Below are 15,232 nucleotides of genomic sequence, written 5' to 3' on the forward strand. Positions count from 1 at the left end.
AATTTTTTAAATACAATATTATTGTAATTGCATGCGTGTTGCAATTGTATGTATTAAATAACAGATAAGCAAGAACAGGGGTTCAATGCTACTGATTTTTTATTTGGAAGGGGATTTTAAGATTAATATTTACGTTCCTCCCTTGTTCCGGTAAGTTTAAGAGCCTGTAGCGGCTCAGGTGATTGAAGTAGTATTTATTCAATAAATTTTGTCCGCTAATTCGGAGTTTAAGCAGTTGTCTAGCAATTTTGAACTCTAGGCCTAAGCCTGCTTCTAAGAGTCCATATCCTTCTGTAACATTCTCGTTTCTGTCTATCCTGTTTTGGCTAGCTACTTGTCGGTACTCAACATATAAAGTATTGTTAGGAAACCAGAATGTCTGAATGGGTATATCCCATTCAATTCCTGTTAAAATACTTGCAGGAGGGGATAAGGGAAGAGGCAAACTCGTATCGAGATTTTGGCTATAAACGTATTCTGCTGCAATACTAGTTTGCAAAGCAGGGGATATAGACCAATGAAATTTAATTTCTCCTCCTGCAAAAATTGCATTGTTTTGCCTGTATTCCCAAAGGGTGCCAGCACCCGGTAAGGTAGAAAATTCGGAAGTAGGGGTAAGGTAAATATAGTTGTTGTAATAGGCCAAATAAGGGCTGATCCCTATCAATATATTTTCTTTTGAAAAGGTGTAGTTTAAGTCGCCTTGAAAGCTCCTTTCACTTTTAAGGGAGCTATTCCCCAATTCATGCCTGAAATTCCCATGGTGGATGCCATTGGTGGACAATTCAATGGGAGTTGGAACGCGGTAACTACTGCCTAGGTTAAATTTAAGATTACTGTTTTTGCTAAAAATCCAGGAAAAACCTGTGGAACCACTTAAATTAGAATAGTTGCGATCAATTTCCGGATTTCTAAGGGTTTCATCTCCTGTAGCTTCTCCTGAACTGTTATAGTCAGGTTGGGAATGAGCTTCAATTTGATGTTGGGCCATGTCTAATCTTAACCCTGCATTAAGAATAAAATTTTCCTTCAACCGATATTCATGGAAATAAAATATCCCGGCAGATTTTGATTGAAATTCAGGCAATAGAAATTCAAAACCACTAAAATCATTGTTCATCAGACTGGATTGAAGGCCAATTATCACCTGTTGTTTTTCATTTACCTGTCGGTTATACCTCAAGTTTGCGGTATAAGTATCCAAATAAAGGCCTAAAGCAAGATTTCCATATTCTGAGGAGTTAATTCCATGTGCATGAGGCAAAGAATTTTCTTGGCGAACATTTCGCTGATAACCTAGGTCAATTTCTAACCAATTTCTATTCAACTGAATTGTTGTATTAGAAATTACCTTGAGATGGGAGTTATCTTGGTTTGGTAATTCTATATTGCTATAATCTCCATTGTGCCTTAAATTATAGCTACTTGGTATTCCTATTGCTCCCGTAAATAGACCCGCTTGTTGGCCAAACCTACTTACCGTAAGGGTGGATTTTCCCCAATTTTTTCTAATCCCGGTCATTAAAGAAAAGTGTCGCTCCTTTCCAGCTGTATTTTTTAGTCGATTATCATAGACTGGCAAAACATATCCGGCATAAGTAAATTCATCAGCAGGAACCCTATAGTCTTGATAATCTTGAAATGTTAGCCTTCCTTTAAATATGAAGCCATCTTCATTTCCTTCTACCATGGCAGAATGGCTTCGCATGGCATTATTTGTTTGATAACTGTTGATCAAATGTCCTCTGATTTCTCCTTCCATTGGTAAAGGTGCCGGAGAAATGTTTATTACTCCTGACATTCCATCTGATCCATATATCAATGAGGCCGGACCTTTTACTATTTCAACCCGGTCTACATCAAAAGGATCTATTTCCAAACCATGATCGGAACCCCATTGTTGACCCTCTTGCTTTATTCCCCGATCGTTAACTTGAATTCTATTGGAACTCATACCCCTGATCACAGGCTTACTAATTCCAACTCCTGTATTTATGGTGCTGATACCCGGCAACTTTTCCAGCGCATTAGAAAAGGTACCTGAGTTGTTTTTTTCAATGAAATTTCTGTCAATTACATCGATGGTTTGAGATTGTTCAACCGGCCCATTTTTGAAGGGATTGGCCTCAATGGTCAGGGATTGAAGGGTAATGGCTGAAGGTTCCATTGTCCAATTGAATTCCAGATCCTTGTTTTCCAAGTGTACGGTTTGGGTGATGGACTTGTATCCCAAATGGGAAATGTGAAGGTGGTAATTTCCCGGATTCAAATTGTTCAATTCAAAACGCCCATTTTCATCGGCATAGTCTCCCGATCCAAGTTCATGAATGAGGATGGTAGCCATCAAAGGTTCACCGGAGGGATCTGTAATGAAACCACTGATGGCGTATCTTGAGCTAGCTTGTGCAAAGAGGAGGGAGTTGCCAAAGGTTAGCAGTACGAAAATTGAGAGAAAAATAAATCTCACTATTATATATTGAATGATTGGAATACTTTTTCACAACAAAGGTATCCTTATCAAACAATAATTGCAACGTAATGGCAAAGATTGACTTATTCTAAATTAGGATTTCTTTAGGGGGTCTAGAAGGTATTCGAGTCCATTGACACGAATTTCATACATTGTTTCTAGCCACATACCTAATTTGCCCTTTGGAAAGCCGTTACGTTTAAACCAGATTAAATAATGTTCAGGCACATCACAAATTAATCTGTCCTTGTACTTTCCAAAGGGCATCTTTTTAGATACGAGATCTAAAAGTATATTTCTATCCATTGGGGCTAGTTTATTAATTTAACCAAGCATCCCAAGGTATTCTACTTAAAATCATTACGAAAGCTATTCCATAAAACATATAAATGCTTCTAAATCTGCTCTTACTTTCTGTTAATTTCTTAGCCCTGCTATAGCCAATTGTGATGAGTGCAATGGCAATTATGTTGATTAATGGGTGTTCGAGGGCATACAATCTGCTCATGGAATCACCCATGGTTTCACCACTTAGATTTGACAACCCCAGAGGGCTTAAAAAATAGACTCCTATTCCTACCAACAATTGAATGTGGGCCAAAATCATTCCTATTAAACCAAATTTTCGGTCTTTCTCAGTAAACTCTTTGCCACTCAATGCACCGATAAGTGCAGAAATAAAACTGAATATTATACCTGCCAAAACGATGTAGGCCAGAAATGAATGAAGATGCTGAAATCCGGTAGTCATGATACTTTTGATTTTCTTTTTTTAAAAAGGCTAAATAAGTAAAAAAAAGCGATTATTCCATTAGTTTCTTGTGGCTTTGTGCCAATTAATATCCAAAGCATCGTTGTGCTTACTTGTTATAAAAATATGAAGAATAATGACTTTTCATCCAAAATAAGTGTTATTGTAAATTTATATTTTGCAGATATCTAATTTTCATTCGGTTAATTGGTTTTAAAACCTAATTAATTACTTAATTTTGCGAATCGTAATTTTGCCCGCCCAAGGACCGCGATTATTTTTCTAATTAAATTATTTCCTGAGATGAGTTATTGGAGTTTTGTATTTGAGAACAAAAAGATGTTGATTTTCGGCTTGTTGATGACTTGTCTTTCAGGGTATGGACAAACCTATCTTTTGGCCCTCTATGTGCCTTATTTGATAGAAGAGTTTTCCCTTCAGAATGCCCAAATAAGTGTTTACTATATGATTGCCACAATCGCTAGCGCATTTCTTTTACCACAGGTTGGAAAATACATTGATAAAGTAAGTTTGGTGAAATATACCTTGCTTACCACAGTAGTATTTATTCTTTCCATGGTCTTGATGAGCTTTAATCAGCATTGGTATCTATTACCGGTAGCCTTTTTTGGATTGAGAATAGCAGGGCAAGGCTTGTTCAGTCATATAGCCATTACGTCCATGTCCAAATACTTTGTTAAAGGTAGGGGAAAGGCCATTAGTATGGCATCTTTGGGACATCCTTTTGGTCAGGCTGCTCTCCCCATCATGGTGGTGGCATTAATAAATGTTTTCGGTTGGAGACAATCCCTTTTAGTCAATGGGCTGATTGTGCTTATCATGGTTCCTCTTTACTTGTACTTTTTTATTGATGAGAAAAAGCTGGTAGTGTATGAAGAATCCGTTGGAACCAAAGAATCCGGGCCAAAGAAAGAAATCTCCCAATGGGAAATCATGAAATCTAAAAGTTTTTGGATTTTGGCTCCCAATTTATTTGTCTTGGCTTTTGTCGTTACCGGCTTGTTTTTCTATCAGTTTGCCATTGCAGACTATAAGGGTTGGAGTCTGGAATGGATGGCTGTTGGCCTTACATTTTATGCCATTGCAGGGTCTATTGCCATTTTGTTTTCAGGGCCCTTGATCGACAAGTATTCTGCAAGAACATTTTTCCCTTATTACCTTATCCCTTTTCTAATTGCCATCGTATTTATCTGGCAGGTAGACAATCCCTTAGTGATTTTTCCCTATATGATTTTGATGGGGGCTTCTGCAGGGGTGGGGAATTCTATCATGTCTGCTTTGCAAGTGGAATTGTTTGGCACTACCTATATTGGTAAAGTGCGGAGTATTTTTGCCTCCATAATGGTATTAAGTTCTGCCGTAGGGCCTGCCGTTTATGGTATTATTGTAGATGCCGGATACGATTTTCAGTATGTTTTTATAAGTTCAGGAATACTGATGGCAGTGGCGATTTTGTTATCCTTTAGAATTATCCCGAATTATACTTATGCGAAAATGAAATATAAATTTAAAAAACGTGATAGGAGATTCGATTTTTTTAATATTTTTACGCTGAAACGTTAATCCCGCCTTTAATTATTAATTACCCATTATCACTTAGCAATTTACTTAAACTTAATCTGCATGAACTTTTGTAGGCTATCTTTAAGACATTATATTTGCATTTAATCCAGTGAGTTATGCAGACACTTGTCACCTTATTTATCTTCACCATTTGTTACGGTTTGTTATTCCTATCTTTTTTCCCTGTAAAACCACTTAAGAGAATTAGTAATTTTACGCATAAAACGAAAAATGCCATGTACAAACAGTATGATTTGACATGGCCTTATTTTTTCTCTTTTCTTGGAGGATACCTGCTTGCTTCAATGATGGTTTATATCATTCAAGACTCTATTTAATCCTTAAATTTCCCATAATTTTTCTTCAGCTTTCTCTGCTTCTTCAAAGTTTACCTTTGACTGATCCATCTTGTTTTTGATGGCAGGTAAACAGAGTTGACCAATGCTGCCTTCATGGCTGTGTTTGATTTTTTTACCCGGAGTAAAATCTCCTTTTTCTATATCCATCCCCACTTTTTTGTAAGCATCTCTAAATGGCATGCCTTCCAAAACCAGTCTGTTGACCTCTTCTACACTGAATAGATAGGCATAGAATTTATCCTCCAAAAGATCCTTTTTAATGCTGATATTTTCAAGCATCAATTGAGCGATTTTCAAGCAGTCATTCAGTTGTTCAAAAGCAGGGAAAGTGGTTTCCTTGAGCAGTTGTAAGTCCCGATGGTACCCGGTACTCAAATTTGTGAGCAACATCATGATTTGTTGAGGGTAACTTTGAATTTGGTTGGTCTTTGCACGGATCAACTCAAAAACGTCAGGGTTCTTTTTATGTGGCATAATACTCGAACCTGTGGTTAGTTCATCAGGAAAACTGATAAACCCAAAATGCTGGTTCATAAACATAATCGCATCTGTAGCCAAGCGGTTTAGCGTGCCTGCAGTACCTGCCATTGCAAATGAAAGTGTTTTTTCTGTTTTCCCTCTACTATTTTGGGCATTGATGACATTGTAATGCATGTCGCCAAAACCTAGAAGTGATGTGGTCATTGTTCTGTTGAGAGGGAAAGAACTTCCATACCCTGCTGCGGAACCCAGAGGGTTTCTGTTGGAAAGGCGATAGGCTGTTTGCCATAGCTCCATGTCTTCTGCCAAACCTTCAGCAAGAGATCCAAACCATAATCCAAACGATGAAGGCATAGCCAATTGGGTATGGGTATAACCCGGCATTAAGTCATCTTTGTGTTTTTCGGCTAGCTGGGTAAGTAAGTTGAATAGATTTTCTATTTCAGTTACCGTTTCTTTTATAGCCTTTCTATAATACAGCTTTAAATCCACCAAAACCTGGTCGTTCCTCGATCTTCCGCTGTGTAATTTTTTTCCTACATCACCATATCGTTCTGTAAGTAAAAACTCCACTTGACTATGCACATCTTCTACCCCGGGAGCTATGCTAAACTTACCTTCTGCAATCTCATCTCGAATTTCCTTCAAACCCTCTTTTAATATTCCCAACTCATCTTGGGTAAGCAAGCCAATGGATGCTAACATGGTGGCATGTGCCATGGATCCTGTCACATCGAATGGTGCAAGCAAAATGTCAAATTCAGGATCCCTACCTATTGTAAAAGTTTCTACTTCTTTTTTACTGGTTTTGTCTTTTTGCCAAAGCTTCATTGGTTGTTTCTTTTGGTATTTGAAAAATAGTTTTTCAAGAGTGATACATATAATGATATTCCTTCCTTAATTTCCTCGACGAATATAAACTCATCAGCTGTATGAGATCTTGCAGAATCACCGGGTCCAATTTTTACGGAAGGAAAAGGAATCAAAGCTTGATCCGACAATGTGGGGCTACCATACAATTCTAATCCCATCTTTTTTGCAGTGATTACCATAGGATGGTCTTCTTTAATAGAGGAGGAATTTAATCGAAGTGACCTAGGGGTTAATTCGGCTTTTAAATTGCTTTTTAATTCTTCAAAAGCTTCCTCTAAAGTGTAGGCATCAGTAACCCGAACATCGAGCGTATAGGTGCACTTATCCGGCACCACATTGTGTTGGCTGCCTGCAGTGATGATGGTGGCAGAAACCTTATTAGGCCCTAAGAAAGGTGACTCTTTTTTAAATTTAAAATCTCTTATGGTTAATAAATCTTCAAGGCTCTTATAGATCGCATTGGTACCTTCTTCCCGAGCTGCATGACCAGCCACACCATTGACTACAGCATCTATTACCATTAATCCCTTCTCTGCTACGGCCATCTTTAATAAGGTTGGTTCCCCAACAATGGCAACCTCTATTGCGGGCAGTTCGCTGAGAACAGATTCTATCCCTCCGCGTCCACTTATTTCTTCTTCAGCAGAAGCCACAAGCACAAGATTTACGGGCAAAGATTGTTCATAATAAAATACGAAAGTGGCCATTAGGCTAACCAAACAGCCTCCTGCATCATTCGAGCCCAAACCAAAAAGCTTCCCATCTTTCACCACAGGTGAGTGGGGGTCTAAGGTATAACCACGGTTGGGTTTTACAGTGTCATGGTGTGAATTGAGCAAAATTGTTGGCAAAGAAGCATCGAATTGCCTATTAAATGCCCATATATTGTTTCCTTTTCTGTGCGTATCAATTCCCTTTTTACTAAAAAATGCTGCGATAAGTTCAGCAGTTTTGTCCTCTGTTTTACTTAGAGATGGGGTACTGATAAGGGCCTTAAGTAATTCAACCGCCTCAATTTTTAATTTTGCTAAATCTTCCAATTTTTTTCGTTTATAAAGGAGTAAGACCTATTTCAATGCCAATTACAAAGGTTTGATAATTGTTCCGGCCTCTTCTCCTTTTGCTGCCAACAACAAGTTTTCTGGTAAACCCATCCATACATTGGCCACTCCTTTGTTTAAAGCATTGAAGGCATTTTCCAATTTCGGGATCATTCCGGAATGGATCACCTTGTCTTCAAGTAATTTTTTAAATATATCTTCATTGATCAGAGGAACCAAAGATTCAGGTTTGTCAGCATCCATCAATACCCCTTTTTTATCAAAACAAAAATAAAGGCCTACTTTGTGTTTGCTTGCCAATGCAGTGGCCAATTCGGAAGCAATAGTATCTGCATTGGTGTTCAACAATTGCCCTGTGTTATCATGTGTAATGGCGGAAAATACCGGAGCGATATTTTGCTCCAATAAGGTTTCTACCAATGTGGTGTTAACTTTGGTTACATCGCCTACAAAGCCAAAATCCACTTCTTTAACAGGCCGTTTTGTGGAAGTGATGGCATTTCCATCTGCCCCGGTAAGCCCAATGGCATTTTGTCCATAGGATTGAAGTTCAGCCACCAAATTTTTATTAATCAAACCTGCATAAACCATGGTCACCACATCCAGGGTTTCCTTGTCAGTGATCCTTCTGCCATTGTGCATATTGGGCTTGATGCCCAAGGAACTTCCCATTCTACTTGCCAGCACACCTCCTCCGTGAACAAGTATTTTTACGCCGGGAAAATGAGCAAATAACTTAAGAAAGGCTGTACAGTTTTCCTGATGGTCAATTACGTTTCCACCGATTTTTATTACACTGATATCCATTAAGAAATATTTTTAAAGCATGCTGTCGATTACTGCCTGGGCAGCAAAAATTCTGTTTTTTGCTTGGTTTTGGACAAGACTTCGTTCGCTGTCCAAGATTTCATCACTAAGTTCCAAGTTTCTTCTTACAGGCAAGCAATGCATAACTTTTGCATGTTTGTTTTCACCAAATTTGGCTTCATTAAGTAGCCAGTCTCCTGTCACGCTCAGGATTTTCCCATAGGGAGTAAAGGCACTCCAGTTTTTGACATATACAAAATCTGCCTCAGCAAGTGCCTTACTTTGGTCATATTCTATTGTAGCTCCATTGGTAAATTTGGTGTCCAATTCATACCCATGCGGATGGGTAATGGTCAAGTCATGCCCACAACCAATGGCCCATTCCGAAAAAGAATTTGCAACAGCATGAGGGATAGCTTTGATATGTGGTGCCCAAGTAAGCACAACTTTAGGCTTTCTTTTTTCTTTAAAGTTCTCCTTAATGGTTACCATATCTGCCAAACTCTGCAAAGGGTGCCTTATGGCGCTTTCCAGACTAACCACCGGTACACCTGAGTATTTGATAAATTGATTGATGACAAAATCGTTGGTATCCTCTTCTTTATTGGTAAGGGAAGGAAAAGCCCTGATGGCTAAAATATCAAAATATCCACCCAATACAGCAGCTGCATCTTTTATATGCTCCACTTTGTTTTGGTTCATGACAGCGCCATCCTGCATTTCCAAGGCCCAACTTTCTTTGTCCATATTTAAGACAAAACTCTCAACACCAAGATTGGATGCAGCAAGTTGTGTACTCATCCTTGTTCTCAAACTTGGGTTTAAGAAAATCAATCCAATACGCTTGCCACTGCCTTTGATTGCGTTTACCTGTGGGTCTTTTTTAAAAGCCAATGCTTTATCAATCAATTGATTGGCAAGGTTGATATCTTCAAATTTAGTGAAATTTTTCATGACTGTTTTTTGGGATTCATGCGATTAATTACCTCTCTTAAACTCTTAAGGAAAAGTTGTAACTCTTCCTTCTTCACAGAAAGTGGGGGAAGTATGCGAATGGTGTGCTTAGAAGCCGCACTTCCGGTAAAAATATGGTGACTTTTGATCAGCTCAGACCGGTAGGGGGCAGCTTCATCCTTCAAGTCAAAACCTATCATTAAGCCTTTTCCCCTTACTGATAGAATTTCAGGAAAGCCTTCCTTTAATTCTTTGATTAGAAAATCTCCCAATTGCTCAGCATTGGTCATTAAATTCTCCTCTTCTAAAACTTCCAAGACTGCAAGTCCTGCAGCACAAGCCAAGTGGTTTCCACCGAAAGTAGTTCCCAATAAACCATATTTGGCCTCGATATCCGGGTGGATCAATACACCGCCAATGGGAAAGCCATTTCCCATTCCTTTGGCTATCGTAATCAGGTCAGGTGACAAATCTTCAGTCCATTGGTGAGCGAAAAATTTACCTGTTCGCCCATAGCCGGATTGTACTTCATCGAGAATTAATTTGGCACCGTATTTTTGGCTAAGGGTGGATAGGCCTCTTAGAAAATTAGACTCAGCGACCTGAATGCCATTGACTCCTTGAATACCTTCAATGATCACCGCTGCAATTTCCCCACCTTTCAGCCTTTTTTCCACAGCATCCAAATCTCCTAATGCTTCAAAGAAAACCTTATGGCCGCTATTAAAAGGGGCTACAATCTTTTGGTTATCCGTAATGGCTACAGCTCCGGATGTTCTCCCATGAAAGGCACCATGAAAAGCGATAACTCCCGCCTTCCCTGTTTCAAAAGAAGCCAATTTTAAAGCATTCTCATTGGCTTCAGCTCCTGAATTACAAAGAAATAAACGGTAAGCATCATAGCCGGAAAGTTCTCCCAGTTTGCTTGCCATTTCTTTTTGTAATGGGATTTGAACAGAGTTGGAATAGAAGCCAATTTTGTTCAGTTGCTCGCTTATTTTTTTGACATAATGTGGATGTGAATGCCCGATTGAAATTACTGCATGCCCACCATATAAATCCAGGTATTTCTGACCTGTATTGTCCCATAAGTAAACACCACTTGCCTTTTCAGGAGTGACATTCATTAAGGGATAAACGTCAAACAATTGCATATTGTATATATTTGTAGACAGCTTGTTAAGGCTGTCAGATAGTCGTTTTATTTAAAAAGCAGTACTTTTTAGTTGTAATCCTGTTTTTTCATCCAACCCAAAAGCCAGATTCATGTTTTGTACTGCTTGTCCGGATGCACCTTTGAGAAGGTTGTCTATGGCAGAATAAATAACAAGTTGACCGGCTTCTTTTTTCAGGTGTACCAAGCCCTTGTTGGTGTTGACCACTTGCTTTAGGTCAATGTCATTTTTGCTTACGTAGGTATAGGCTGCATCCTGGTAAAATTTAGAATACGCCTCATAAGCTTCTTCTAAACTTCCCTCATATGGAAAATAAGCTGTAACCCAGATTCCACGAGAAAAATTACCTCTGTAGGGTACAAACAATACCTGCTGATCAAATTCAGGTGTCAACTGCTTGAAAGTCTGGTTAATTTCTTTCAGGTGCTGGTGGGTAAACAATTTGTAAACCGATACATTTTGGTTTCTTTGACTAAAGTGAGTGGTTTCTGAAAGTTTTTTACCGGCACCAGTGCTTCCGGTGATCCCGGTTACATGTAAAGAACTTTTAATCCAGTTTTGCTGGATGGCAGGAACAAGAGCCAGTTGAACTCCGGTAGCAAAACAGCCCGGGTTGGCTATTTTTTGTGCAACTTTGATTTTTTCCCGATTGACTTCAGGTAAACCATACACAAAACCATTGCTTTCATCCCTGAAATCCGTGCTAAGGTCAATTATTTTTGTATCCGCATCAAAAGCATGTTTTTCTAAAAATGGTTTGGCCTGTCCATGAGGCAAACATAAAAAAACAAGGTCAAGCTTGCTCGGATCAATCTCATCAGTAAAACTTAGGGAAGCATCACCGATTAAATCCGGATGAACCTCTTCTAACTTTTTGCCTTTTTGGCTATTGCTATGAATCCAAACCAGGTCTACATTTGGATGATGTACCAATATACGTAACAATTCTCCTCCCGTATACCCGGCAGCACCCACTACAGCTGTTTTAATCATTTTCATGGCCTAAACTTTCATTTACTTTATGGAAAATAGCAGTTTGGTTACCCAATATTTTTGTGAAGCCTTTGACATCTTCAGCAGTATAACCTTTATTCATTTCACCATAGCTACCAAACTTGGATGACATCAAATCATGGTCTGAAGAAACGCCTATCATATTGAATCGATAAGGAGCAAGTTGAACTTTTACTTCACCGCTTACATAAGTTTGGGTATCTGTCATAAATGCTTCTAAGTTTCGCATTACAGGATCTAGATAATGACCTTCATGCAGATGGTTGCCATAAAACTCAGAAATTTGATTTTTCCAATAGCTTTGCCACTTGGTTAGGGTATGTTTTTCTAAAAGTTGATGTGCTTTTATGATGACCAATGGTCCAGCTGCTTCAAAACCAACACGTCCTTTTATTCCTATGATCGTATCTCCAACATGAATATCTCTACCAATTCCATAAGGGCTTGCCAATTCTTGAACTTTTAAGATTGCTTCGACAGGATGATCGAATTGCTCCCCATTTACCGCTACCAACTCACCCTTTTCAAAAGTTAGGGCTATGGTCGCAGGTTCCGTTACACTTACTTGGGTGGGATAAGCACTTTCTGGCAATGCTTGGTCAGAAGTAAGTGTTTCCTTACCTCCCACGGATGTTCCCCAAATCCCTTTATTTATTGAGTAAGCAGCTTTTTCAAAATTCATGCTTACGCCATGTTTTTTCAAGAAAGAAATTTCTTCTTCTCTACTTAATTTTAAATCCCTTATGGGAGTAATGATTTCAACGTCAGGAATGATGGTTTGAAATATCATATCAAACCTTACCTGATCGTTTCCGGCCCCTGTGCTGCCGTGGGCAATGGAAGTTGCCCCTATGCTTTTGGAGTACTCAGCTAATGCTTTGGCTTGTAAAATTCTTTCTGCACTGACAGACAAAGGGTAGGTTTGGTTTTTTAATACATTACCAAAAATCAAAAACTTTATGACTTCATTGTAATAAGTAGAAACCACATCAAGCACCTTAAAGGAAGCTACACCTAATTTTTTTGCCCTTTCACCTATATTATCTAACTCCTCCTGCTCAAATCCTCCGGTGTTGACCAATACGGCATGTACTTCATAGCCTTTTTCTTTGCTAAGGTGAATGGCGCAGAAAGTGGTGTCTAGGCCTCCGCTATATGCTAAAACTACTTTTTTCATATTATAAATTGTCTTTATTAAAAAGTGTTACCTTGAGGAAACACAGTTATTATTATTGGTTTACTTTATCTTTTACTTTTTCAAGTGCTTTTTTTCCTTTGGCAAAATTAAGAAACATGGCCCGTTTGATATTGATTAATCGCTCAAAAAGACTGAGATTCTTTTTGAATTCGGAAGAACGCTTCTTTTGTTCAGCTTTTTTTACATTTTTGGGTTCATAAAGCATGGCCGTACACAGGCAGTTAGACCTGTTCTTGCTCATAAGTATGGGGTAGTTTACGCAGCTTTGGCATCCCTTCCAGAATTCCTCGTCTGTAGTGAGGTCAGAATAACTGACCGGATAATAGCCTAAATCTGAATTTATCTTCATCACAGCTGCTCCGGTGGTCAAGCCGAATATCTTGGAGTCGGGGTATTTTTTGCGGCTTAACCTGAAAACTTCCTTTTTTATTTCTCGGGCTAGGCCGAATTTTCTGTAGTTGGGAGATACAATTAATCCTGAGTTGGCCACAAATTTTCCATGACCCCAAGCCTCAATATAACAAAAACCTGCCCATTCTCCGGTTTTGGTAAGCGCTATGACTGCTTTTCCTTCCCGCATTTTGGTTTTAATGTATTCGGGGGATCTTTTGGCTATACCGGTACCTCTAGCCTGTGCAGAGCGTTCCATTTCACCTGTAATGGTTTCTGCATATTGGCAATGCTCTTCTCCTGCAGGTTTTATTATAAATTTTTGGTTAAACATTGTAGCATTTTTTTGGCTTGCCGTAATCTTCCATCAAATCGTTATTGACAGAGTCAGCCTTAAGAAAACTAGTTGAAATGAATGATTGAAATGCTTCCGGAAATAGAAATATCCACATAGGATATATTAAAAGAGTGTAGGGACTAAGCCCTAAATAAGGTCCTGTAGGTTTTAATAGGACATAATATCGGATACCCACTAAGGATATTAAGGGCCCGATAATTTTTTTTTGATATGTTAACTTCTTTCTTCATGCTAAACCGTGCAAATATTTATTTATTTTATCAGAAATACAAGTAAAATAAGGATATAATGTGAATCAATGGCGATTTGAATATCAGTCCTGCTTTTCGCATGGCTGAAAATTTCTCATTCCTTTTTCAGATTAAGAGCAAAGGTCCTAATGTTTTATATAATAAACTTGTTTTTTACCGATATGGATTGATTATTTAAAGATTTTACTGCAGTATAATAGGATATTTCATTTATATTTTAATAAAAATTGACTTTAGCCTATTTTTTGTTGCCTATTGGAATCGAACCAAAATCAATAAATAATGGCAAAATGTTTTGCACTAATGGGTTGGAGTTTACCTGTTATAGAAAGTATGCAAAAACTCAACAAGTCTTTTGTAGTTGTTTCATTTCCGGACTTTGAAAATTACGCTCAAGAAAATAACATACCATTTGTTCCTTATCAATTTGACGAATGGAGTGATTCTTCAAATTCTTTGGATTTAAAAGACAAGCTTGAGCCTTATGATGTAGATGTGGCTGTTCCCCTGTTTGAAGAAACAGTAGAATGGGCAGGTGCATTGAATTCTTTGTATAGAGATGATCCTAAAGTGTTGAACAGGGCATTTCTTTTTAGAAATAAAGCAATGATGAAGCGGAAAGCCTTAATAGGAGGCTTAAGAGTAGGTCTTTTCGAAGAAGTTTACAATAAGGAAGGTGTTGTCAATTTTATGAATAGGCTTAACCAGGCCAACCTACAAGTAGATGGTGAAGAAGACAGCTGGGTACATATCAAGCCCTTCGCTTCAGCAGGTACGGTGGGGCACCGCCTTTTAAAATCCAAAGCAGATATTGAAGAGAAATGTCAAGACGACGATTTCCCTTGCTTGGCAGAAAGTCACTTACCGGGTAAAGAATTTTCTTGTGAAGCTTTTGTTCACGGTGGTAAAATCCGATTTCTAAATATCACAGAGTATGTAAAATTGGGTTATTCTAATTTTATTCCCGAAGGAAATTACCTTCATACCAAAAGGGAAAAGATCATGAAGGAAATGCAGAAGTTGGTGGATCTATTTGGCATACAATATGGTATGATACATCCTGAATGGTTCCTGACCGAAAATGATGAGTTAAGCTTTGGAGAGGTTGCGTGTAGAATTCCCGGGGGACATATTTTGGAACTTTGTGGACAGGCCTATGGGTTTGATGCTTTGGCTGCTTTTGTTTGTTGTCATGACCCTGAGCTTACAGAGGAAGAGCTCAATGAGCTGCTGCCTCCATTGGATGCCAGACCCAAAACCTTTTACGGAAATGTAATGATTTATCCTCACAAAAATGAGATTTCCCGATTGGTGATTCCTGAAGAACTTAAAGAAGAACCTTTCTTTTTGGATCACAATTTGGTACCTCCTTTAACAAGCCAAAAAGTCAATTCCAGAGAGGGCTTTGGCAATCATTTTGGTACAGTAAACTTTAAAGGAGATGATCCGGACCGTATGTCCGAACTATTATTACACTACGAAAATGTAGATTTTTACCATTAATAAA

14 protein-coding genes are annotated in these 15,232 nt (G+C 38.5%); 3 read left to right on the forward strand and 11 right to left on the reverse strand.

Going from position 1 to position 15,232, the window contains the following annotated elements; translation table 11 throughout:
• Positions 1 to 88: 88 nt before the first annotated feature.
• From Q4534_RS05330 to Q4534_RS05340, 3 genes are all read right to left on the reverse strand, one after another.
• Positions 89 to 2,467: a TonB-dependent receptor gene (locus Q4534_RS05330; RefSeq protein WP_303612135.1), complete on the reverse strand. Its 2,379-nt coding sequence runs from the start codon at positions 2,465 to 2,467 to the stop codon at positions 89 to 91.
• Between the two features lie 96 nt (positions 2,468 to 2,563).
• Positions 2,564 to 2,776 (reverse strand): DUF3820 family protein, encoded by a 213-nt coding sequence (locus tag Q4534_RS05335; RefSeq protein WP_303612136.1) that lies wholly within the window; start codon positions 2,774 to 2,776, stop codon positions 2,564 to 2,566.
• 13 nt (positions 2,777 to 2,789) lie between these two features.
• Positions 2,790 to 3,221, reverse strand: a complete 432-nt coding sequence (locus Q4534_RS05340) for a hypothetical protein (RefSeq protein ID WP_014022780.1) — start codon at positions 3,219 to 3,221, stop codon at positions 2,790 to 2,792.
• Positions 3,222 to 3,524: 303 nt separating this feature from the next.
• On the opposite strand from Q4534_RS05340, the gene Q4534_RS05345 reads away from it, so the two are divergent.
• Both Q4534_RS05345 and Q4534_RS05350 read left to right on the forward strand, forming a co-directional pair.
• Positions 3,525 to 4,805 (forward strand): nitrate/nitrite transporter, encoded by a 1,281-nt coding sequence (locus Q4534_RS05345; protein WP_303612137.1) that lies wholly within the window; start codon positions 3,525 to 3,527, stop codon positions 4,803 to 4,805.
• Between the two features lie 116 nt (positions 4,806 to 4,921).
• Positions 4,922 to 5,143, forward strand: coding sequence for a hypothetical protein (locus tag Q4534_RS05350; protein ID WP_303612138.1), 222 nt, complete (start codon positions 4,922 to 4,924; stop codon positions 5,141 to 5,143).
• A 3-nt stretch (positions 5,144 to 5,146) separates the two neighbouring features.
• On the opposite strand, the gene argH is transcribed toward Q4534_RS05350, so the two are convergent.
• The 8 genes from argH to Q4534_RS05390 are packed head-to-tail and all read right to left on the reverse strand — an operon-like array spanning position 5,147 to position 13,450.
• Positions 5,147 to 6,475 (reverse strand): argininosuccinate lyase, encoded by a 1,329-nt coding sequence (gene argH / locus Q4534_RS05355; protein ID WP_303612139.1) that lies wholly within the window; start codon positions 6,473 to 6,475, stop codon positions 5,147 to 5,149.
• The gene (locus Q4534_RS05360) at positions 6,472 to 7,557 is read right to left on the reverse strand and encodes a M20 family metallo-hydrolase (RefSeq protein WP_303612140.1); all 1,086 of its coding nucleotides are present in this window, start codon (positions 7,555 to 7,557) and stop codon (positions 6,472 to 6,474) included. Before Q4534_RS05360 ends, argH begins: the two co-directional genes overlap by 4 nt.
• A gap of 42 nt (positions 7,558 to 7,599) precedes the next feature.
• On the reverse strand, positions 7,600 to 8,385 hold the full coding sequence (gene argB / locus Q4534_RS05365; RefSeq protein ID WP_303612141.1) for an acetylglutamate kinase: 786 nt from the start codon (positions 8,383 to 8,385) through the stop codon (positions 7,600 to 7,602).
• Positions 8,386 to 8,397: 12 nt separating this feature from the next.
• Positions 8,398 to 9,339 carry an N-acetylornithine carbamoyltransferase gene (locus tag Q4534_RS05370; RefSeq protein ID WP_303612142.1) on the reverse strand — a complete coding sequence of 314 codons (942 nt, stop codon included), beginning with the start codon at positions 9,337 to 9,339 and terminating at the stop codon, positions 8,398 to 8,400.
• Positions 9,336 to 10,493, reverse strand: a complete 1,158-nt coding sequence (locus Q4534_RS05375) for an aspartate aminotransferase family protein (protein WP_303612143.1) — start codon at positions 10,491 to 10,493, stop codon at positions 9,336 to 9,338. The genes Q4534_RS05370 and Q4534_RS05375 overlap by 4 nt, the downstream gene beginning before the upstream one ends.
• 51 nt (positions 10,494 to 10,544) lie before the next feature.
• Positions 10,545 to 11,513, reverse strand: coding sequence for an N-acetyl-gamma-glutamyl-phosphate reductase (argC, locus tag Q4534_RS05380; protein WP_303612144.1), 969 nt, complete (start codon positions 11,511 to 11,513; stop codon positions 10,545 to 10,547).
• On the reverse strand, positions 11,500 to 12,705 hold the full coding sequence (gene argG, locus Q4534_RS05385) for an argininosuccinate synthase (RefSeq protein WP_303612145.1): 1,206 nt from the start codon (positions 12,703 to 12,705) through the stop codon (positions 11,500 to 11,502). The genes argC and argG overlap by 14 nt, the downstream gene beginning before the upstream one ends.
• 52 nt (positions 12,706 to 12,757) lie before the next feature.
• Positions 12,758 to 13,450 carry a GNAT family N-acetyltransferase gene (locus Q4534_RS05390; RefSeq protein ID WP_303612146.1) on the reverse strand — a complete coding sequence of 231 codons (693 nt, stop codon included), beginning with the start codon at positions 13,448 to 13,450 and terminating at the stop codon, positions 12,758 to 12,760.
• 557 nt (positions 13,451 to 14,007) lie between these two features.
• Between Q4534_RS05390 and Q4534_RS05395 the strand changes: the two genes are divergently transcribed.
• Complete coding sequence (locus Q4534_RS05395; protein ID WP_303612147.1) at positions 14,008 to 15,228, forward strand: acetyl-CoA carboxylase biotin carboxylase subunit family protein; 1,221 nt, start codon at positions 14,008 to 14,010, stop codon at positions 15,226 to 15,228.
• Positions 15,229 to 15,232: the final 4 nt, after the last annotated feature.

The organism is Cyclobacterium sp. 1_MG-2023, from assembly GCF_030546805.1.
In the GTDB taxonomy this organism is placed as follows: Bacteria; Bacteroidota; Bacteroidia; order Cytophagales; family Cyclobacteriaceae; genus Cyclobacterium.